This is a genomic window from Pseudomonas sp. Root569 (assembly GCF_001427465.1).
Lineage (GTDB): Bacteria > Pseudomonadota > Gammaproteobacteria > Pseudomonadales > Pseudomonadaceae > Aquipseudomonas > Aquipseudomonas synxantha.
In genome coordinates, this window is the sequence record NZ_LMGQ01000012.1 from 190,984 (window position 1) to 211,960 (window position 20,977).

Annotated in this window: 20 protein-coding genes; 12 read left to right on the forward strand and 8 right to left on the reverse strand. The window is 61.9% G+C overall.

Annotation, left to right across the window (positions count from 1 at the left end):
- Window positions 1–424 precede the first annotated feature (424 nt).
- Window positions 425–1,576: a M14 family metallopeptidase gene (locus ASD70_RS12535; RefSeq protein WP_056846594.1), complete on the forward strand. Its 1,152-nt coding sequence runs from the start codon at window positions 425–427 to the stop codon at window positions 1,574–1,576.
- Window positions 1,577–1,619: 43 nt separating this feature from the next.
- Here the strand turns inward: ASD70_RS12535 and ASD70_RS12540 are convergent, their stop codons facing one another.
- Complete coding sequence (locus ASD70_RS12540; protein WP_046068693.1) at window positions 1,620–2,159, reverse strand: cytochrome b; 540 nt, start codon at window positions 2,157–2,159, stop codon at window positions 1,620–1,622.
- Window positions 2,156–3,238 carry a catalase family peroxidase gene (locus ASD70_RS12545; protein ID WP_056846595.1) on the reverse strand — a complete coding sequence of 361 codons (1,083 nt, stop codon included), beginning with the start codon at window positions 3,236–3,238 and terminating at the stop codon, window positions 2,156–2,158. Before ASD70_RS12545 ends, ASD70_RS12540 begins: the two co-directional genes overlap by 4 nt.
- 167 nt (window positions 3,239–3,405) lie before the next feature.
- Between ASD70_RS12545 and ASD70_RS12550 the strand changes: the two genes are divergently transcribed.
- The 4 genes from ASD70_RS12550 (at window position 3,406) to ASD70_RS12565 (ending at window position 7,183) form a co-directional block, all read left to right on the forward strand.
- Complete coding sequence (locus ASD70_RS12550) at window positions 3,406–3,912, forward strand: sigma-70 family RNA polymerase sigma factor (protein WP_046068695.1); 507 nt, start codon at window positions 3,406–3,408, stop codon at window positions 3,910–3,912.
- Complete coding sequence (locus tag ASD70_RS12555) at window positions 3,909–4,646, forward strand: anti-sigma factor family protein (protein WP_056846596.1); 738 nt, start codon at window positions 3,909–3,911, stop codon at window positions 4,644–4,646. The genes ASD70_RS12550 and ASD70_RS12555 overlap by 4 nt, the downstream gene beginning before the upstream one ends.
- Window positions 4,647–4,757: 111 nt before the next feature.
- Window positions 4,758–5,852, forward strand: a complete 1,095-nt coding sequence (gene zapE / locus ASD70_RS12560; RefSeq protein WP_056846597.1) for a cell division protein ZapE — start codon at window positions 4,758–4,760, stop codon at window positions 5,850–5,852.
- A gap of 38 nt (window positions 5,853–5,890) precedes the next feature.
- Window positions 5,891–7,183 carry a protein kinase gene (locus ASD70_RS12565; RefSeq protein WP_056846732.1) on the forward strand — a complete coding sequence of 431 codons (1,293 nt, stop codon included), beginning with the start codon at window positions 5,891–5,893 and terminating at the stop codon, window positions 7,181–7,183.
- Window positions 7,184–7,310: 127 nt separating this feature from the next.
- On the opposite strand, the gene ASD70_RS12570 is transcribed toward ASD70_RS12565, so the two are convergent.
- On the reverse strand, window positions 7,311–8,018 hold the full coding sequence (locus ASD70_RS12570) for a YebC/PmpR family DNA-binding transcriptional regulator (RefSeq protein ID WP_005789254.1): 708 nt from the start codon (window positions 8,016–8,018) through the stop codon (window positions 7,311–7,313).
- Window positions 8,019–8,127: 109 nt separating this feature from the next.
- The gene (locus ASD70_RS12575) at window positions 8,128–9,453 is read right to left on the reverse strand and encodes an MFS transporter (RefSeq protein WP_056846598.1); all 1,326 of its coding nucleotides are present in this window, start codon (window positions 9,451–9,453) and stop codon (window positions 8,128–8,130) included.
- A 257-nt stretch (window positions 9,454–9,710) separates the two neighbouring features.
- Here ASD70_RS12575 and ASD70_RS12580 point away from each other — a divergent pair, with 257 nt between their 5' ends.
- Window positions 9,711–10,601 (forward strand): LysR substrate-binding domain-containing protein, encoded by an 891-nt coding sequence (locus tag ASD70_RS12580; RefSeq protein ID WP_046068699.1) that lies wholly within the window; start codon window positions 9,711–9,713, stop codon window positions 10,599–10,601.
- On the opposite strand, the gene ASD70_RS12585 is transcribed toward ASD70_RS12580, so the two are convergent.
- Entirely contained in the window at window positions 10,577–11,431 is an 855-nt protein-coding gene (locus ASD70_RS12585) for a LysR substrate-binding domain-containing protein (RefSeq protein ID WP_056846599.1), read from the reverse strand. The genes ASD70_RS12580 and ASD70_RS12585 overlap by 25 nt on opposite strands.
- Before the next feature lie 112 nt (window positions 11,432–11,543).
- Between ASD70_RS12585 and ASD70_RS12590 the strand changes: the two genes are divergently transcribed.
- From ASD70_RS12590 to ASD70_RS12600, 3 genes are all read left to right on the forward strand, one after another.
- Window positions 11,544–12,668: a 2-aminoethylphosphonate--pyruvate transaminase gene (locus tag ASD70_RS12590; RefSeq protein ID WP_046068701.1), complete on the forward strand. Its 1,125-nt coding sequence runs from the start codon at window positions 11,544–11,546 to the stop codon at window positions 12,666–12,668.
- Between the two features lie 96 nt (window positions 12,669–12,764).
- Window positions 12,765–13,592, forward strand: coding sequence for a phosphonoacetaldehyde hydrolase (phnX, locus tag ASD70_RS12595; RefSeq protein WP_056846600.1), 828 nt, complete (start codon window positions 12,765–12,767; stop codon window positions 13,590–13,592).
- Window positions 13,593–13,706: 114 nt separating this feature from the next.
- Complete coding sequence (locus ASD70_RS12600; RefSeq protein ID WP_056846601.1) at window positions 13,707–14,267, forward strand: cytochrome b; 561 nt, start codon at window positions 13,707–13,709, stop codon at window positions 14,265–14,267.
- Between the two features lie 3 nt (window positions 14,268–14,270).
- Here ASD70_RS12600 and ASD70_RS12605 read toward each other — a convergent pair whose 3' ends face one another.
- A complete protein-coding gene (locus ASD70_RS12605) occupies window positions 14,271–15,158 on the reverse strand; it encodes a 1-aminocyclopropane-1-carboxylate deaminase/D-cysteine desulfhydrase (RefSeq protein WP_056846602.1) in 888 nt (295 codons plus the stop codon).
- Between the two features lie 57 nt (window positions 15,159–15,215).
- The gene (locus ASD70_RS12610) at window positions 15,216–17,255 is read right to left on the reverse strand and encodes an NADPH-dependent 2,4-dienoyl-CoA reductase (protein WP_056846603.1); all 2,040 of its coding nucleotides are present in this window, start codon (window positions 17,253–17,255) and stop codon (window positions 15,216–15,218) included.
- A gap of 211 nt (window positions 17,256–17,466) precedes the next feature.
- Here ASD70_RS12610 and ASD70_RS12615 point away from each other — a divergent pair, with 211 nt between their 5' ends.
- Both ASD70_RS12615 and ASD70_RS12620 read left to right on the forward strand, forming a co-directional pair.
- Window positions 17,467–18,597, forward strand: a complete 1,131-nt coding sequence (locus ASD70_RS12615; RefSeq protein ID WP_046068706.1) for a carbon-nitrogen hydrolase family protein — start codon at window positions 17,467–17,469, stop codon at window positions 18,595–18,597.
- A gap of 3 nt (window positions 18,598–18,600) precedes the next feature.
- Window positions 18,601–19,635, forward strand: coding sequence for an AraC family transcriptional regulator (locus tag ASD70_RS12620; protein WP_056846604.1), 1,035 nt, complete (start codon window positions 18,601–18,603; stop codon window positions 19,633–19,635).
- Between the two features lie 8 nt (window positions 19,636–19,643).
- Here ASD70_RS12620 and ASD70_RS28910 read toward each other — a convergent pair whose 3' ends face one another.
- Window positions 19,644–19,841: a hypothetical protein gene (locus ASD70_RS28910; protein WP_145916477.1), complete on the reverse strand. Its 198-nt coding sequence runs from the start codon at window positions 19,839–19,841 to the stop codon at window positions 19,644–19,646.
- A 122-nt stretch (window positions 19,842–19,963) separates the two neighbouring features.
- Here ASD70_RS28910 and ASD70_RS12625 point away from each other — a divergent pair, with 122 nt between their 5' ends.
- Window positions 19,964–20,968: a transketolase-like TK C-terminal-containing protein gene (locus ASD70_RS12625; RefSeq protein ID WP_056846605.1), complete on the forward strand. Its 1,005-nt coding sequence runs from the start codon at window positions 19,964–19,966 to the stop codon at window positions 20,966–20,968.
- Window positions 20,969–20,977 lie beyond the last annotated feature (9 nt).

A 20,977-nucleotide genomic window follows, 5' to 3' on the forward strand; every position in this document is an offset into this window, starting at 1 on the left:
ATTTGACTTGCAAATGATAATGATTATTATTGGACCCAGCTGATCGCGAGATCAGTCGATAGACCAAGAGACCTTAGGTCGGACTCTTGGAATATCTCCTCATCAGGCTAATCACGGTTTTTGACCCGGCTCTTTGGCCGGGTCTTTTTTTTGCCAGTTTCCCTGGCGTGGCTTCAGGCTAATGAAGACTGTGTGTTGCTTGATGGCGCGCATGGTAGCAAAAGACTATCGCCTAAAGAAAGCCACTCGACTGCTCTAGCCCGGATCTTTGCGATTTAGCGCTTGAGAATCAATCTCATAGACTCTAAGCTGCGGCGGCGTCAGGGATGACGCCCCCTCCCCCGTGCAACAATTTTGCATCCAGGTTTTGCCTGGCGCCTGTGTAATATAGCCGCGACATCACTCATATTCAGGCAACCAGACTATGACCGTGGCCTTGACCTCCATCAAGATCAGCACCGACTTCGACAGCGGCAACATCCAGGTCCTGGATGCCAGCGATGCCTATCAGTTGTTGCTGGCAATCAAACCCGATACCCGCAGCGATCACTTCCAATGGTTCCACTTCAAGGCCGAAGGCATGCACGTAGGGCATACCCACACCTTTCGCCTGAGCAACGCGGGTCGCTCGTCCTATAGGCATGCCTGGAGCGGGTACAACGCCGTGGCGTCCTATGACCATATCAACTGGTTCCGGGTACCGACGCGTTTCGATGGCGAGATCCTGCATATCACCCTCCAGACCCGGGAAAAACACGTCTGGTTTGCCTATTTCGAACCCTACAGCCGTGAACGCCACGACTGGCTGATCGACCAAGCCCTTAAGTACGCCGGAGTCACCCTGCTCGCTACCGGCAAGAGCGCCGAAGGCCGCGATATCCAACTGCTACGACGGGGCAAAGGGGGCGAAGGTCGCCGCAACGTGTGGATCATCGCCCAGCAGCACCCTGGCGAGCACATGGCCGAATGGTTTATGGAAGGCGTGATCGAACGCCTGCAACAGGACGGCGACGACGAGCTGAAAAAGCTGCTGGCCGCGGCTGACCTTTACCTGGTCCCGAACATGAACCCCGATGGCGCCTTCCATGGCCACCTGCGCACCAATGCCATGGGCCAGGACCTCAATCGCGCCTGGCAAAGCGCCAGCCAGGAACTCAGCCCGGAAGTCCTGTTCGTTCAGGAACAGATGGAAAAATACGGCGTGGACCTGTTCCTCGATATCCACGGCGACGAAGAGATCCCCTACGTCTTCACCGCCGGCTGCGAAGGCAACCCCGGCTACACACCGCGCATCGAAGCCCTGGAAAAACACTTCCGCCGCCATCTGAGCCACCTGACCCGGGACTTCCAGACCACCCACGGCTACACCCGCGACCTGCCGGGAGAAGCCAACATGACCTTGGCCTGCAACGCGGTTGGTGAAAAGTATGACTGCCTGTCCCTGACCCTGGAGATGCCCTTCAAGGACAACGACGACGCCCCCAACCTGCGCACCGGCTGGTCAGGCGATCGCTCGAAACAGCTGGGCAAGGACGTCTTGAGCAGCGTCGCTGATATCGTCGGCCTTTTGCGCTGATTACCTGTGGCGAGCGGGCCGTTCCGCTCGCCACAAAAAACCATCAGTCCTTGGTGCCGGTCATGCTTTGCAAGACACCATCGCGGCGGATCAAACCGTGGAACAACGCCGCCGCCAAGTGCACCAGTACCGTGAGAAACAACAGGTAGGCGAGATAGCCGTGGGCCTTGCGCAACAGCGCAAACAACGGCGCATTCGCCCCGACCAGTGCGGGCAGTTGCACGTTACTGCTGAGCATCACCGGATCACCGGCGGCCGAAATCATCGCCCAGCCCAGCAGCGGCAACACCAGCATCAACGCATACAGCAGCACATGGGAAGCCTTGGCCGCCAACACTTGCCACGCGGGCAAATCCGCTGGCAACGGCGGCTGTCGTGTGCAAAAGCGCACCACCAACCGCACGATCACCAGGGCCAGGATCGCGATCCCCAGCGGCTTGTGCAGGTGGATCAACCACTCATGGCGCTCAGACACCGACGCGGCCAACCCAGCGCCGACAAACAGCATGGCAATGATCATCAGCGCCATCAGCCAGTGCAGCAGACGTGCCAGGGGGGCAAAAAAGCGGGGCTGGGCATTCATGGCTGCAACTCCTGAGGGGCGCTGTGCAACGGGCTGACTTCGCCAGCGCGGCGCAGGTATGAACTGGCATACGCGGCGGAGCGGGCAGCCAGCAACGGGTCATTGGTGGCCTCGATGCCGCTGGGCAAAATCAGCGGGTCAAAGTTGATATCGCGGCAATCACCGTCTGCCTGTGGCTGGCTGCTTTGCAGCACCAGGGTGCCGGCGTTCAGCACCCTGTGCTCGCCGGCCCAGGTCTTGCTCGCGTCATCCAGCGGGTCGCCGGGGTTGGCCAGGGTCATGTTCAATTGCCAACGCAACGGCCCGGCGACGAGGCGTTGCACCAGATCTTTCTCGAGGAAATCGGCGCCATCCGCCGCGGTATCGCCCGGTGCGTCCTGGCTGAGCGGCACCACGCTCCACCGCACGGCCTGGCGTTTGCCATCGGCGCTCACCAGGTAAAACGCATTGATGCCGTTATAGGTTTCAGTCGCATAACTGGCCGATGGCTTGGCGGTTTTGACCCACGCCAGGAACGGCGCTGTCTCCGGGTGCGCGGCAAAAAATGCCGGCATATTGGCCGGGTTCGGCTTGCCAGTGGCCGGATCCGGCGCGCCCGCCTTGAGCAACTGGTAGAACGCCTCGGGGGTGCCCACCGGGAACACCGGCATGCTGTTCATGCCGGTGCGCCACTGCTGGCCGTTGGCTTGGCTGAACTGCACGGCAAAACTGCGGATCGGCACACTGCTGTCCGGTGCATAAGGGTTGCCGCTGGGCAAGGCAAACCGGCCGATGACCGGGGTCTTGGCCGCGCTGAACACTTGGGCACTGGAATACGCACGCGCCTCGGCACTGCTCTCGAAGTAACCGGCCACGCACACGCCCTTGGCGTGGTTACGGCGAAAGCCGGGGTGTACGCCGTTATTGGTTTCCAGGGCATTGACCAAGGTTTTTGGCCGCAGGCGTTGCGGGTCGAGGGTGCCGTTGACGTAGGCAAATGCCCCAGCGACAACGGCAACCACCGCGCCGATGCCCGCCAGACGTGCGATCAGGCTCGCAGTGCTCAACGGCAGACGGGGTGGTGATGAGTGATCTACCATGCAGGAACTCCAGGGCCAGTGGCCTTAGGGTGAAACATAAGGTCGGAGCATTAAGACGAACGCCGATTTGCTCTATTCCCTGACCTTCGAATTATTTTGCGGGCCGTTGAATAATCTTTAACGCCGGACGTCTTTCTAGTCCCAGCGAAGTGACCAGCCAGACACCCATGCATGAACTCGACGAACAGTTACGTGAACTCATCCCCAGGTTGCGGCGTTTTGCGGTGTCGCTGACGCGCAACACCAGCAGCGCCGACGACCTGGTGCAGGCAACCCTGGAACGCGCGATCATCGCCTGGGCCGATAAACGGATCGAAGGTGACCTGCGCGCATGGCTGTTCTCGATCCTCTACCGGCAGTTCCTCGACGCCCACCGCCGCAGCCGACGCTATGCACGCATGCTCGAATTCTTCACCGGTCGCGATGATGCGCAGCCGTCGGTAGAGCGCACGGTGATGGCCCAATCCACCCTGCAAGCCTTCGACCAGCTCACCGCCGAACAGCGTGCCCTGCTGCTGTGGGTATCCGTCGAAGGCTTGAGCTACAAGGCCGTGGCCGACATCCTCGACGTGCCCATCGGCACCGTGATGTCGCGCCTGTCCCGTGCGCGCCAAGCGTTGCGTCAACTCAGCGATGGCGAAATTGCCGGCCCTGCCCTGCGGAGACTCAAATGATCAGCCTGCCCCCCAGCGAACGCGACTTGCATGCCTACGTCGATCACCAATTACTGGAGAGTGATCGCCGTGTGCTTGAAACCTGGCTGGCCAGCCACCCCGAGGTGGCCGCGCAGGTGCATGCCTGGCAACAGGATGCGCAATTATTGCGTGCATCTTTAAGCGGCGCCCTGCAACAGCCGAACAACCCGGCACTGGACCCGGCACTGGTTCGCCAGCGTATCAAGCGTCAGTCCCGCCGCCACTTCGCCACCGCGGCGCTGCTGCTGATTGCCGTGAGCCTTGGCGGAATAGGCGGCTGGCAAGCCCGCGTAGCCACCCAGCCGCCGCTATTGCCAATGGCCGATGCCATGCAGGCCTACCGCCTGTTTGCCCAGGACGGCATCATGCCCGCCGACTTCAGTGCCGAGGGCAGCGGCAATATGCAGGCCTGGCTCGACCGCTATTTCAATCAGGCCCACCGCCTGCCCGACCTGAGCCAGGCGGGGTTCAAGCCGGTCAGCGGGCGCCTGCTCACCACCGACCAGGGCGCGGCAGCCATGGTGCTGTACGAAGACCCGCAAGGCCGGCGTATCAGCTTCTATATCCGCCCGCCGGGCCCGAACAACGGTTTCCTGCCCCGGGGCAGCCGCAGCGCCGATGGCTTGCAGGCCGAATACTGGTCAGGCGGCGGCTATAACTACGCAATGGTTAGCCCGGTGGACCAGCCGACCACGGGGTTGATGAAGTTCTAGAAGCCATGTCCAGCATTAGGTTTTCGAGCCAGTTGGCCGCCCCCTACCCTATTGGTCAAATCGCGGTGGGCGCTCTAAAGTAAGCGACCACCGCAGCACAGAGTGACTCCATTGGCCGTGTTTTCCCTGCTCCAGCGCCTGTTCGCGAAACAATCCAGCGTTTCGGACGCCTCGACTATCCCGGCGTATTTCCAAAGAAAGGCCGAGCAACAGGGCTACACCCTCAGTGATGGGCAAATGCGGGCGATTACCGCCCTGAATCGCCAGGCACAGCGTCTGCTCAATGGCCAAGCCACCCGCGGCCTGTACTTGCACGGCCCGGTGGGGCGCGGCAAAAGCTGGCTGCTGGACGGGTTCTTCAAGGCCCTGCCCATCGCCGAAAAGCAACGCGTGCACTTTCACGATTTCTTCGCCCGCCTGCACCAAGGCATGTTCCTGCACCGCGGGCATGACGATGCCCTGACCATCACCCTCGATCAGTTGCTGGCCGGCTGCCGCGTGCTGTGCTTCGACGAATTCCACGTCCACGATATCGGCGATGCGATGCTCATCAGCCGTTTGTTCAGGGCGCTTTTCCAACGCGACGTGCTGGTGATAGTGACCTCCAACTATCCGCCCGAGGGGTTGCTGCCCAACCCGCTGTACCACGAACGATTCAAGTCGGTGATCGACCTGATCGCCGCGCGCATGGATGTGCTGGAAGTCAGTTCGCCCGAGGACTTTCGCAGCCTGCCCCAGGCCCACGCACAACAGCGTTTCACCAGCGGCCAGTATGTGTGGCCCGGTACACCGACCCAGCGTGAAAGCCTTAAGCTGCCCACCACGGATTGCCCGGCGCAGCACCTGACGGTCGGCACTCGGCAGCTGCTGTGCCGTGGCCATCAGGCGCGCACCATCGTGTTCACCTTCAACGACCTGTGCGAACAGCTCACGGCGGTCATGGACTACCTGCTGCTGTGCGAGGATTTCGACCACTGGATAATCGACGGCCTGCCGCACCTGGCCGAATGCCCAATTGCCGTGCAGCAGCGGTTCATCAACCTGGTGGACGTGCTCTACGACCAGGACAAACGTCTGACGCTCATCGGCCACCAGCCGCTGGATAAATGCCTGGAAGGTCAGGCCATCGACCTCGCCCGCACTGCCAGCCGCCTGCGCCAGTTGCAAACACCCTGCGCGCAAACCGCCCCCGACCCGGTATCATGAGCGCCTTTTACGCCCCCCATCCGAGTGCCGCGCTGTTCATGACTACCCTCGCCCAACTCAAGGCCGGCCAATTGGCCGGCGCCACGCGCCTGGACCTCGCCTGCGGGCTGACCGAGTTCCCCCGGGAAATCTTCGAACTGGCCGACTCCCTGGAAATCCTCAATCTCACGGGCAACGCCCTGACCAGCTTGCCCGACGACCTGCATCGCCTGACGCACTTGCGCGTGCTGTTCTGCTCGGACAACGCCTTTACCGAGTTACCGCAGTGCCTGGGCCAATGCGCGAAGCTGAGCATGATCGGCTTCAAGGCCAACCAGATCAGCCACGTGCCCGCCGCCGCCCTGCCGCCCCAGCTGCGCTGGCTGATCCTCACCGATAACAGCATCAGCCAATTGCCCGACGAATTGGGCCAGCGCCCGTTGCTGCAAAAGTTGATGCTGGCCGGTAACCAACTGACGCAGTTACCGCCAAGTCTGGCCAATTGCGCCAACCTGGAGCTGATCCGCATTGCCTCCAATCGCCTTACACACCTGCCGGATTGGCTGCTGACGCTGCCCAGCCTGACGTGGCTGGCCTACGCCGGTAACCCGGTGGAAATGGCGGTGACAGTGACGGGCGATGATGGGACGCCGAACATTCCCTGGTCTGAACTGGAACTGGGAGAAGTATTGGGCGAAGGCGCTTCCGGGATCATTCACAAAGCAATCTGGAAAACCCAGGCGCTGTCGGTCGCGGTCAAGCTATACAAAGGCACTATCACCAGCGACGGGTCACCGCTGCATGAAATGCAAGCCTGCATTGCCGCCGGGCTGCATCCCAACCTGATCAAGGTGCAAGGTCGTGTCATCGAGCACCCGCAGGGTCAGGCGGCATTGGTCATGAGCCTGATTGACCCGAGCTACCGCAACCTCGCGGCCCTGCCTAGCCTGGCGTCTTGCACCCGGGACATCTACGAACCCGATACCCGTTTTAGCCTCGATGTGGTGCTGCGCATGGCACGAGGCATCGCTTCGGCAGCGGCGCACTTGCACCTTCAGGGGATTACCCACGGTGACCTGTATGGCCACAACATTCTGTGGAATGCGACGGGTGGTTGTTTGCTCGCAGACTTCGGCGCGGCGTCATTCCATGCCACGGCCGACACCTTGGAAACCAGGGCGTTGCAGCGTATTGAAGTGCGCGCATTCGGGGTGTTGCTGGGGGAGTTGTTGGAGCGGGGTGAAGGGGTAGTCAGTGAGGATCTGATTGAACTGCAAAAAAGCTGCTGCCAACCCGATGTGTTGGCGCGGCCGAGCTTTGAAGAAATTGAAGGCGTACTGAGCTCTATCTAACACCGCTGGAACAATGTGGGAGGGGGCTTGCTCCCGATAGCGGTGTATCAGCCACAGTATCTGTGTCTGAATCACTGCAATCGGGAGCAAGCCCCCTCCCACATTTTTGACCGTATTTGTCCAGTGACTAGCCAGCCAGGCCGACAAACATATCCTGCACATCATCATGGTTGTCCAGGCCTTCCAGGAACGCCTCGACTTCAGCCATCTGCTCATCCGTCAAGCCACTGACCGGGTTCTTCGAGAGGTAGCCCAATTTGGCCGACAGCACGGTGAAACCCTGCTCCGGCAAGGCCTTTTGCACGGCATCCAGGTCGGTGGTTTCGGTGATGAACAGGGTAGTGCCCTCTTCTTCACCGTCTTCGAAGTCCTGGGCGCCGGCTTCAATGGCGGCCATTTCCGGATCCGCGTCCGGGGTATCCGGCGAAGCTTCGATCAGGCCGACATGGTTGAAGTCCCAGGCCACCGAGCCAGAAGCGCCCAGTTGGCCCTTGCGGAATGCCACGCGGATTTCCGCCACGGTGCGATTGATGTTGTCGGTCACGCACTCGACAATCAACGGCACCTGGTGCGGGGCAAACCCTTCGTAGGTCACACGGTGGTACTGCACGGTTTCACCGAGCAGACCGGCGCCCTTCTTGATCGCTCGGTCCAGGGTTTCCTTGGGCATCGAGGCTTTCTTGGCTTGCTCCACCACCAGGCGCAGGTGCGCGTTGGTCGCGGTATCGGCACCGTTACGGGCGGCGATGGTGATTTCTTTCACCAGCTTGCCGAAGATCTTGCCCTTGGCATTGGCTGCCGCTTCTTTATGTTTGACTTTCCACTGTGCGCCCATGACTCACTCTCTACTATCCATGGCGCCGAAACGTCTACTGGCCGGCGCTTTGGGGGCAGAGTTTATAGGGCAAAAACACTCTAATCCACCAAAAAACCGGCCAGGTGCCTCAGGTGCGCAGGGGTTTGCCTGTGACGTTGCGATCAGGGACGAAGTCCCCGACCTGGACCAGTACCGCAGGCCTGGCGTTCCAGTAGGGCATCAGCACCAGCGACGAAAACAGCGCCGCGCCGGCAAAGACGATAAATACCGTGACGGTATCGAAGTAGCCCGGCAGCAAGCCGCCAAGGATCGCCCCCACCGAACCGCAACCATTGACAAAACCTGCCGCCGTGGCGCCGGCTTTGGCGGTGCCGAAGTCAATGGCCGCCGTGCTGCTGATCATCGAATCAGGGCCGTACAGAGTCAGGCCCATCACAAACAACAGGGCCATCACCAGCACCACGCTGCCGGTGTGCAGCGCGCCCATGAATAACGCCAAGGCTACGGTCAGCGCCAGCAGGCTAAGCACACAGGCGGGCATGCGCCGGGCGCCGAACAGTTTGTCGGAGGCCAAGCCGATCAGCACCGGCCCGAGCAAGCCGGCCAGTTCAAACGCGGTAGGCACGATGGCGGCGCCAACCTTGCCCACCGATGGCATCTGCTCGTAGACGATCACCGGGCCCCACAACAGGATCGCGTAGCGCGCCGGTTTGAGCAGGAAGTACGCCAGCCCCAGGGTCAACACCGTGCGGTTGCGCAGGATTGCGCGCAATGGTTCGAGCACGCTGATGTGCTTTTCAGCAGCAGCCTCTTCGGCGCTCAAGACCGGCTCGGGCTCCACCGCCGGCAAGCCTACGTCCTGCGGGGTATTGCGCTGGAACATAAAGAACAGCACGGCCACCACCGCCACCACTGCGGCGCTGGAGATAAACGCCGCGTGCCAACTGCCGATCAGTGTATACGCCCACCAGCCGGCAAACGGCGAGGCGACCAAGCCACCAAAGGCATAGCACGAACTCCACAGCCCCAACACCCGCCCGCGCTGCTGGGCCGGGAAGAAACTGCCAAGGTTCTTGCACAACCCCGACCAACCGGTGGATTGCGCCAAGCCCTGGATCAACATGCAGGTGACGAAGACCGGCAAGGTGGCGAACGTGCCCATCACCAGCGCCGCGGCAGCGGAAATCAGCAAGCCGCCAAGCACCACCACCCGTGGCCCGAAGCGGTCGGCGAGCATGCCCCAGGTGAATTGGCCCACGGCGTATGCGGCGAGGTAGAGGCCATCCAGGTTGGCCATCATCATTTTGTCGAGGGGGAAACCCGGGTCGTCACCGATCCCCAGCTTCGCCACGGAAAATGCTTTGCGGGTGAAATAGAAAGCGGCGTACGCCAGCCAGGTGATGGCGAAAATCTGCACGCGCCAACGCTTGATGCTACCCATAGGGATATTCATGGTGGTTCTGACCTCAGGTGTGAGTGTGCCGGCAGAATCGAAAGAAAACGCCTGTTGTTTTTATGGTTGAGCACTGCAATGCCGGGCCGTGGGGCCGCAACATTGGTCAGATGGGTGCGGTATGCCTGCGCCCATGGCCACCGAGGTTGTAGGACTCAACCTACGGCGACTGAGGTGCATCAAAGCAATGGCTGACTAATAGGTAAAATCGATTTATCGTATTTCAAATATAAGCCCAGCTTGTAAGAGGACCTGCCATGTCGGTTTCCCATGCCCAGCTCAAGGCCTTCCACGCGGTGGCCGTCCATGGCAGTTTTACCGGGGCTGCCGAGCGGCTGTTCCTGACCCAGCCGGCGATTTCCGACCAGGTACGCAAACTCGAAGAGCGCTTCGGCGTATTGCTGTTTCACCGCAACAAGCGCTCGGTACGCCTGACCGACCTCGGTGAACGCCTGCTGGGCATTACTCAACGGCTGTTTGTGATCGAGGCCGAAGCCGAGGAATTGCTGCAGGACTCCCGCGCCCTGCTTACCGGCACCCTCACCCTGGCGGTGGATGCCCCGGTGCATGTACTGCCGCAGATTGCGCGCTTCTGCCAGCTGTACCCCGGAATCAGCGTGAAGATCGAAACCGGCAACACCGATGAATCATTGTTTCGCCTGTACAACTATCAGGCTGACCTGGCGTTGCTGGGGCGCGATGTCGACGATGCGCGCCTGTTGTCGCTGCCCTTGCCCGATGACCAGCTCCTGGCGTTTGTCGCACGCAACCACCCTTGGGCCGGACGCGAGTCGATCTGCCTGGCCGACCTCGACGACACACCCTTGGTATTGCGCGAAATCGGCTCGGTCACCCGTCAGACCCTGGAGCAGGAAATGAGCCAGGCCGGCCTGCGCATTCGCCCGGCGATACAGGTGGAAGGCCGCGAAGCCGCCCGCGAGGCGGTGGTGGTGGGCATTGGCGTGGGCGTGGTGTCGGCAGCCGAGTTCGGCGCCGACGCACGGGTGTACGCCATGCCGATCCGCGATTGCACCCAGCGCATGAAGGAAACCCTGGTGTGCCTGAAGGAACAGAGCTCACGCCGGGTGGTGGCGAGCTTTTTGGAAATAGTGCGTGAGAGCCTTCATGCCAATTCGAAAAATGCCTGAATCAAGCGCAGCGAGCGGCGCCGCTCCATGCAGCCGAGCATATGCCGGTTGAGCAGCCCATCGCCCAGGATCGGTACCGCTTGCACACGCGGGTCCGGGCTGACCTCCATCGACGACACAACTCCCACGCCCAGCTCAGCCGCAACGGCCTCGGTCACGGCTTCACGGCTGTCCAACTCCAGCAGCACCTTGGGCTGCACATTCGCGGCCAGGCAGGCGTCGTCAAAGGTGCGCCGAGTGATGGAGCTGGGCTCTCGCAGCACCATGATCACCTCGTGCAATTGCGTCAGTTGAATGCCTTCGGGCTGGTTTGCCCACGGATGCGCAGCCGGCACCAGCGCGCAAATCCGTGACTCGTCCAAAGGCTGCAAGTGCAGGCCATTGCGTGGTTCCACCTCGGTGAGCACCGCCACGTCCGCATGTTCGGACAGCAGCGCCGCCAGGGCTTCTTGGGCATTGCCCAAGCGCAGGTTCACGGTAATGCCCGGGTAGCGCGAGCGCAGGCTGGCGATCATCGGCATCACCAAGTGCGGGCCGTCGGCCGCCACTTCCAGGCGCCCAGTGAGCAACTGGCGGTTGGCCTCCAGCATGGTCTGCGCCTCGTCCACCAAACCGAAGATTGCCCGGGTAATGGCTGCAAGGCGCGCGCCCTCCTCGGTCAACTCCACGCGCCGGGCGGTACGGCGCAACAACGGGATCTGGTAGTGCTCCTCCAACGCCTTGATATGCCCGGTGACAGCCGGCTGGCTGATAAACAGCCGAGCCGCTGCCCGGGTAAAACTGCCCTCGCGGGCCACCGCATCGAATGCACGCAGTTGGAACAGGTTCATAGTTATCGGCCTCACTGATAGCTCGCATAACAACAAACAATTTGATTGATAACAAGCCAAACTGCAATTTAGGCGCCGTAGCTTCAACCCCGACACCTTGCGAGGATTTGAGATGACCACTGCCGCGCCGATCCTGTTGACCCCTGGTCCCCTGACCACATCGAACCGCACCCGCCAGGCGATGATGGTGGATTGGGGCTCATGGGATGACCGCTTCAACCAGCTCACCGCCAGCGTTTGCACGCAGCTGCTGGCGATCCTCAACGGTGCTGACAGCCATCATTGCGTGCCGTTGCAAGGCAGCGGCACCTTCGCCGTCGAAGCCGCCATCGGCACCCTGGTGCCCCGCGAGGGCAAGGTGCTGGTGCTGATCAACGGCGCCTATGGCAAGCGCCTGGCGAAGATCTGCGAGGTGCTTGGCCGCGCGTTCAGCACCTTTGAAACCGCCGAAGACGAGCCCACCACCGCTGCCGATGTGGATCGCCTGCTGCGCGCTGACAGCGCCATCACCCACGTCGCGCTGATTCATTGTGAAACCAGCACCGGCATTCTCAACCCGCTGCCGGAGATCGCCCAGGTGGTCAAACACCACGGCAAGCGCCTGATCATCGACGCCATGAGTTCATTCGGCGCGCTGCCGATCGATGCCCGCGAAGTCCCGTTCGAAGCGTTGATCGCAGCCTCCGGCAAATGCCTGGAAGGCGTGCCGGGCATGGGGTTTGTCTTTGCAGAAAAACATGCGCTGGCCGCTGCCCAAGGCAACTGCCATTCCCTGGCGATGGATCTGTTCGACCAGCACAGCTACATGGTCAAGACCGGCCAATGGCGCTTCACCCCGCCGACCCACGTGGTCGCCGCCCTGCATGAAGCCTTGCTGCAATACGCTGAGGAAGGCGGCCTGCCCGCTCGCCATCAACGCTACGCGGACAACTGCCAGGCATTGCTGGATGGCATGGCCGCGCTGGGCCTGCGCAGCTTTCTGCCGGCGTCGATCCAGGCGCCGATCATCGTCACCTTCCATGCACCAACAGACCCGCGCTACCAGTTCAAGGACTTCTACGAACGGGTCAAGGCCAAGGGCTTCATCCTGTACCCGGGCAAGCTGACCCAGGTGGAAACTTTTCGCGTGGGCTGCATCGGCCATGTCGACGCGGCCGGCATGCGCGCAGCGGTCAAGGCCATCGCCGAGGTGCTGCAAGAAATGTGTAGGAGCGAGCTTGCTCGCGATGACCGTTAACGATGACGCGGGCATTCTGACTCAACGCGATGCCCGGGAGTTTTTCGCGAGCACGCTCGCTCCTACATGAGTTTCATTACCCACAGGATCTGAACCATGAACTATCAAAACCCCAACACCCTCCAGGCCGTTATCCTCGACTGGGCCGGCACCGTGGTCGACTTCGGCTCCTTCGCGCCCACGCAGATCTTTGTCGAGGCGTTTGCCGAGTTCGACGTGCAAGTCTCTATCGAGGAAGCCCGTGGCCCGATGGGCATGGGCAAGTGGGACCATATCCGCACCCTCTGCGACCAGCCGCAAGTTGCCGAGCGCTACCGCAAGGCCTTCGGCCGCACGCCGACCGATGATGATGTGACCGCCATCTACCAGCGCTTTATGCCGCTGCAGATCGAGAAGATCGCCGAGCACTCGGCGCTGATCCCCGGCGCCCTCGACACCATTGCAGCGCTACGGGCGCAAGGCATCAAGATCGGCTCCTGCTCCGGCTACCCCAAGCAAGTGATGGACAAGGTCGTGGCCCTGGCCGCCACCAACGGCTATGTCGCCGACCATGTGGTCGCCACCGACGAAGTCCCCAACGGTCGCCCGTGGCCGGCCCAGGCCCTGGCCAATGTGATCGCCCTGGGCATTGATGACGTGGCCGCGTGCGTGAAGGTCGACGACACCGTGCCGGGCATCCTCGAAGGCCGTCGCGCCGGCACGTGGACGGTGGCGCTGACCTGCTCGGGCAATGCCCTGGGCCTGACCTACGAGCAATTTCGCGCTCTGGACAGCGCCACACTGGCCAGCGAGCGTCAGCGCATCGAAACGATGTTCGAAGGCTCGCGCCCGCACTACCTGATCGACACTATCAACGACCTGCCGAATGTCATCGCCGACATCAACGCACGCCTGGCACGCGGGGAAATGCCGCAAAGTTACTGACCAGGATCAAGGCAACGGCATTGGCAACGAGCGAAGCGCTCAAAACGGGCATACAGTTAACGTACTCCGTCGCTAAAGAGCGGAGGTATGCCCTGATGAGTGAGGAAAAAAGCGATGCCGTGGAAAAACTCCGATACGCGCTACAGCACCATGTCGATTGCGTTGCACTGGTTGATGGTGGTGCTGCTGGCGGTGGTCTACGCCTGCATTGAGTTACGCGGCCAGTTCCCCAAAGGCAGCGGTGCGCGCACGCTGATTGTGGAAATGCACTTTATGTTCGGACTTACCGTGTTTGTGCTGGTGTGGCTGCGCCTGTTCGCACGCAGCCTGGGGGTGGCGCCGAAGATCGTGCCGGCACCGCCGCCATGGCAGAGCATGCTGGCGAAGCTGATGCATGGGGCGCTGTATGCGTTGATGATCGGCTTGCCGATTGCCGGTTGGTTGATCGTCAGTGCCAAGGGGCATTCGGTGATGTTCTATGGGATGGAGTTACCGCCGCTGATTGCAGAAAACAAGGCGTTGGCCGAGGAGATTGAAGGCTGGCACGTGCTGTTCGCCCAGATCGGTTACTGGCTGATCGGTCTGCATGCGCTGGCGGGGATCTTTCACCATTATGTGATGCGCGATAACACTGCCTTGCGAATGATGCCGGGCGGGCACAATCCCACCCGTTGACACCTACAGGAAACCTCGGCGGCCTTGCAGGCCGCCAGTGTGGATGAAGATCAGGCGCGTGCCGGGGGCAAAGCGTCCGGCCTCGATCTGTTGCTTCAATGCCAGCAGCGCCTTGCCGGTGTAGAGCGGCTCCAGTGGCACACCGCAGGCCCGTTCGGTGCGCTCGATAAAGTCGAGCAGCAGCGGATCGACCTTGGCAAAGCCGCCACGGCAGGCGTCCAGCAACTCATAACCGGTCTGCACAATCGCACTCACATTCTGCGCCACGCCATGATCATCCGGCACAGCCATTGCGCCGTACACCGGATGCGCGCCGGCCTCCGCCAGCACCAACCCGGCCAGAGTAGTACCGGTGCCCGCCGCCAGCCACCATGCGTCGTAATCTGTCCAGCCGAGGTGGCTCAACTGCGCCCGCGCCTGCTCCACCAACACCCCACAGCCCAGCGCACCGTCCAGACCGCCACCGCCTTCGGGTATCGGATAAAGGTCGGGATACTGCTCGCGCCAGGGCAGCCAGAAACCCGGCTCATGCCGCACCCGATAACCGCCGTAGCCCAACCAATGCAGTTGCATCCCGAAGGTCTTGAGGTCGAGCACCGTGGGAGTGTCTTGGGGATGGCCGCGCAACAGGCCGACCGTAGGAAAATCAAAGCGCTTGCCCGCCGCTGCCAGTGCGTGCAGATGGTTGGAGTGAGCCCCGCCAAGGCTGATAACCCCTTTGGCGCCGGTAGCGCGGGCCTGAGCCAAGTGTTCGGTAAGTTTGAACCACTTGTTGCCGCTGATCAGCGGGTCGATGCGGTCCAGGCGCAGCACGGCCAGCTCGATGCCGTTCAGCCAAACAAGCTGCACAGGTTCAAGGGGCGCATAAGGCAGCCAATCGAAAGGGCCCATCGGCAGGTATCTGAATGAGAAAGGGGCGGCAAGTCTAACACCGCCCCTGTTGTCGCCTTACAACTCGGCAGCCAGGCGCGAGCCCTGGTTGATGGCGCGCTTGGCGTCCAGCTCGGCGGCCACATCGGCACCGCCGATCAGGTGCACGTTCTGGCCGGCGGCGACCAGGCCGTCGTGCAATTCGCGCAGCGGGTCCTGGCCGGCGCAGATGACGATATTATCCACCGCCAGCACTTGCGGTTCGCCCTCGGCGCCGATGCGGATATGCAAGCCTTGATCATCGATCTTCAAGTACTCGACACTGTTGAGCATCTGCACCTGTTTGTTCTTCAAGCCGGTACGGTGAATCCAGCCGGTGGTCTTGCCCAGGCCGTCACCGACCTTGGAGGCCTTGCGTTGCAGCAGGAACACTTCACGGGCCGGTGCATGGCGCTCGGGCTTGATCCCGGCCACCCCGCCACGTGCTTCCAGTTGGGTATCGATGCCCCACTCTTTCCAGAACGCCTCGCGATCCAGGCTGGTAGACACGCCTTGGTGTACGAGGAATTCCGATACATCGAAACCGATGCCGCCGGCACCGATAACCGCCACACGCTTGCCCACCGGCTTGCGCTCCAGGATCACATCCAGGTAACTCAAGACCTTGGCGTTTTCGACGCCCGGGATCGCCGGGGTGCGTGGCGCGATACCGGTGGCCAGGATCACCTCGTCATAACCACCCGCCACCAGTTGCTCGACATTCACGCGAGTATTCAGGCACAGCTCGACGTGGGTGGTCTGCAATTTGCGTTTGAAGTAACGCAGGGTTTCGAAGAACTCTTCCTTGCCCGGCACGCGCTTGGCGATATTGAACTGGCCGCCGATCTCGCTGGCGGAATCGAACAAGGTCACTTGGTGCCCGCGCTCGGCGGCCACGGTGGCAGCGGCCAGGCCCGCAGGGCCAGCACCGACGACCGCGATTTTCTTGATTTGCTGGACCGGTAAATAATTGAGCTCGGTTTCATAGCAGGCCCGCGGGTTGACCAGACAGGTGGTCAGCTTGCCGCCGAAGGTGTGGTCCAGGCATGCCTGGTTGCAGCCGATGCAGGTATTGATTTCATCGGCGCGCCCGGCTGCGGCCTTGTTGACGAACTCCGGGTCGGCGAGAAACGGTCGCGCCATCGAGACCATGTCGGCATCGCCTTCGGCCAGGATCCGCTCGGCGACTTCCGGGGTATTGATGCGGTTGGTGGTGATCAGGGGTAACTGCACCGCGCCGCGCAATTTGGCCGTGACTTTGCTGAACGCGCCACGGGGCACCTTGGTGGCGATCGTCGGGATACGGGCTTCGTGCCAACCGATACCGGTGTTGATAATGGTCGCGCCGGCCTGCTCGATGGCCTTGGCCAACTGCACGACTTCTTCCCAGACGCTGCCACCTTCCACCAGGTCGAGCATCGACAGGCGGAAGATAATAATGAAGTTGGGGCCTACCGCTTCGCGCACACGGCGCACGATTTCCACCGCCAGGCGCATGCGATTTTCAAAGCTGCCGCCCCAGCGGTCGGTGCGGTGGTTGGTGTGGGCAGCGAGGAACTGGTTAATGAAATAACCCTCCGAGCCCATGATTTCCACGCCGTCGTATTCGGCGACCTGAGCCAGCAACGAGCAGGTGACGAAATCCTGGATCTGCTTCTCGATGCCCTCTTCATCCAGCTCCCTGGGCTTGAACGGGTTGATCGGCGCCTGGATCGCGCTGGGTGCTACCTGCTTGGGGCTGTAGGCGTAGCGCCCGGCATGGAGGATCTGCATGCAGATCTTGCCACCCGCCTCGTGCACGGCCTGGGTGACAATCTTGTGTTTCTGCGCTTCTTCGTCAGTGGTCAGCTTGGCGGCACCGGCATACACACCGCCCTCATCATTCGGACCAATGCCACCAGTGACCATCAGGCCCACCCCGCCACGGGCGCGCTCGGCAAAGTAGGCCGCCATGCGCTCGAAACCACCGGGTTTTTCTTCCAGGCCAGTGTGCATCGAGCCCATCAGGGTACGGTTGCGCAAGGTGGTGAAACCCAGGTCCAACGGGGCCAGCAGGTGCGGGTAGGCAGCAGCGGTCATGGTACAGCTCCACAACGGATCATCACGGGACGTGGCGCACTCGAACGGCGTGCCATCGGTTTATGTCCCACAGACTAAGAGGCAGCGGACCACGGCTCAATGACTGAAACTGACAAGTTATTGATCCAAATGCACAGCGCCCCTTGGCAAGCGGTGCCATGGGCCCTACCCTAGTCGCGAACCCTGCACCCGGTCTGTTGTCTGTTGCCCCATGCGTAAACTTCTAGCGTTCACCGTCATCATGGCCCTGGTTGCCTCTCTCGCCGCGTATCTGGTCTGGACCCAGGAGCGCCCCGTGGCGCATTACCTGTCGGACCTGCGCATCACCCTCGCCGTCAATGAGGGCCAGCCGGCCGAGCGTGGCAACCTGCTGGGCATCCAGCCGGAGCTGTTCCCCGCCGACTACCAGAGCCTGGAACGCCTGCACCTGAAACTGGCGGCCTACCTGCAAAACGCGCGTGACCTGGGCCTGATCAACCCCAAGACCATCGTGGTGCTGCCCGAACATATCGGCACCTGGCTGATGCTCAGTGGCGAAAAAAACGAGCTGTACCAGGCCGCGCATCTGAAGGACGCCATGCACTGGCTGTCGATCAGCAACCCGCTGCCCTTCATGCGCGCCTGGATCAGCGCCACCGGTGACAACCGCATGGACGACGCGTATTTGCGCATGAAAGCCCCGGCCATGGCGCAAGACTACCAAGTGCTGTTCGGCGGCCTGGCCAAGGAGTTCGGCGTCACCCTTGTGGCCGGTTCCATCGCCCTGCCCAACCCGACTGTCAGCCAAGGGGTGCTGCAGGTAGGCCACGGCGCGCTGTACAACGCCAGCCTGGTGTTTGCCGCCGATGGCTTGCCATTGGGCCAGCCGCAGCGCCAGCTCTACCCGATCTACGATGAACGCGGGTTTATCGCGCCAGGAGATGAAAACACCCTCAGCGTGGTCGACACGCCCGCCGGGCGCCTGGGCATTCTGGTAGGCAGCGACAGCTGGTACCCGGACAACTACCGCAAGCTCAACGAACAGGGTGCGCAACTGGTCGCGGTGCCAGCCTTTGTCACCGGGCGCGACACCTGGGACCGCCCATGGCGTGGCTTCAAGAGCGTGTCGACGCCTGCTGAAGTCAGCCTCAAGCCCGAAGAAACCAGCGAGGGCGCCGCCTGGCGCCGCCTGACCCTGATCAGCCAGCAACCCGTCAGCCAAGCCACGGCGGGCATGAGCGTATTTTTACGTGGGCAGTTCTGGGACCTGGGCAGCGCCGGCCAGAGCTTTCTCAGCAGCAACGGGCAAGTGTTCGCCGACAGCGACGCCCGCGGTGCGCGCCTGCTGAACATCTGGTTGTAGCCCTTGAAGCCGGTGCGCCTGGGGGATCTGTCGGTGGGCTTCGTGCACACCCTGGCCGACGCCATCCACAGCCACGGCCTGGACCCGCAACCGCTGCTGCTGCAATACGGCCTCGATCCGGCGCGCCTGGCCGAGGCCGGCGCACGCTTATCAATCCCGCGCTACATGCGCCTGGGTCACGCGGCCATCCAACTGACCGGCGACCCGGGCCTGGGCCTGCGCATGGGCCAGCTCAGTCGCTTGAGCCAGGCTGGCCTTGCCGGCGTCACCGCCGCCCAGGCGCCCAATGTGCGCGAAGCAGCGCGCGCACTGACACGCTTTGAAGCGCTGTACGGCTCCAACTATCGCGGGCAATCGAGTTTTCACGAGGATGCCAAGGGCGCTTGGCTGCGGTTCTATTCCATCAGTCCCTACAACGCCTATAACCGCTTTGTCGTCGATTCGATCATCGCCGGTTGGCTGCAGCAACTGTCTGGCCTGGCGCAACAGCCGGTGCAGGCGCAACGGATCGAAATCGAATTCCAAGCGCCGGACTACCACGAACAATACAGCGTGCTGGGAGACGGCCTGGTGCACTTCGGCGCCGACGCCAATCAACTGCGCCTCAGCCAACCGACCCTGGCCCTGCGCAACCCACAGCATTGCCCCAGCACCTGGCACCTGTTGTTGCAGTTGTGTGAGAGAGAGTTGGAGCAGTTGACCCGCACCCGTAGCCTGCGCGAACGCATTACCCGGTTGCTCGGGCCGATGCTTAATGGGGGCCGGGAGCCCGACCTGGAAGAGGTGGCGGCACGCTTGAAGCTGCCGACCTGGACGCTGCGGCGCAAACTGGCCGAGGAAGGCACGCAGTTTCGCGCCATTCTTAACGACACCCGCCGCGACCTGGCCATGACCTACATTCGCGATACCGAGCTGGCATTCGGCGAAATCGCCTACTTGCTCGGTTTTGCTTCGGCCCAAGCCTTCCAGCGGGCCTTCAGGCGCTGGAACAACCAGACCCCAGGGGAATTTCGCCGCAGTCAGCGGCATTCCACCTGAAGTCGGTTTTACAGCTCGGTGGCATCGTCGGCGGGATCCAGTGGATCCAGCTCGAATGCCTGGTACTCCAGCAATTCTTCCTGGTATTCGTCCATGGTGAACTCCTTCTTGAATTGAAAGCGGTTGCAGATAAATGACCTGCGAACCCAGCCTAAAGTGCCGTCATGACGAAAAAATGTCGACGTGATGACATTCCGGTATTTCAAGATTAAACGCGCCAGGGTCGGGATGATTTAACCGCGAGGCTTTTCAAGTGCAATTGCAATCATTGCAAATGCAACCACATTTCCATTAGGGTACGAGCATCCGTTGAAAGGAGCTTCGCCCCATGCCTGCCTCCACCGCGCATTCTGCGCTGCGCTGCATCGACGCACTCGACACCGCCGCCAGCCCGGGCAGCTCGCCGTTGTATACGGTCATGACCATGGCCAATACCCTGGAATCCAGCCGACAAGCCTGGGTGATCCGCGGCCAGTCACGCAGCCGCCGCGTGGGCAACTGGCCCACATGGTTTGCACGCAATCGCGGCGAAAAACCTTTGCTCTACCTGCACAGCGCGACATCGTCGGCACAGCTGTGTGCACTGTCGGACCAGACCGCCCAGCGCGGTATCTTGTGCAATGACATCGAAAACCAGCCCTCCCCATGGCCCAAGGGCGCGCACCCATCGCTGCCGTTGTGGCTGGCGACCCATCCGCGCTGCACCCCTTACGATCCCGCCTCGGGTGACGAAGCCAGGGCGATTGTGCTGGCGGGGCTGCGCACGCTGTACGTCGACGGGCAGCCGGGCTTTTATTACCTGGCGCTGCATGATCAGGACGCTAGCACCACGCTGGATAGTCAGGACCGTGCAGACGCCCACAAAGGCATGTATCCGATCCAACGTGGCCAAGTGGGAGATGTGCGCCTGCTCGGCGCTGGCCGGGCGCTTGAAGAAGTCATGCTCGCGGCTCGGTTGCTGGCACAGGACTGGAATATCACGGCGCAGGTATGGAGCTGCCCCAGCTACACACGGCTGGCCCGTGAGGCGGCGGCCGCCGAGCGCTGGAATCGCTTGCACCCCCTGGCCCCCAGGCGCAGTTGCCATTTGCGTGAGTGCCTGGCGGGAAATACAGCGCCGGTGATTGCAGTGACCGGCTATCCGCAGGCGATTGTCGATCAGTTGAGGGCGCACGTGGATACGCGGTTTATAGCGTTGGGCGCGGGGTCGGTGCAGGCGACGGCACCGAGTCGGTATTGGGTAGTGGTATCGGCGCTCAGGGCGTTGGCGGAACAAGGACGGATCGATGCATTAGACGTGAAGAAGGCAATGGCCCGCTACCCACTTGGATGAGCTGGAATG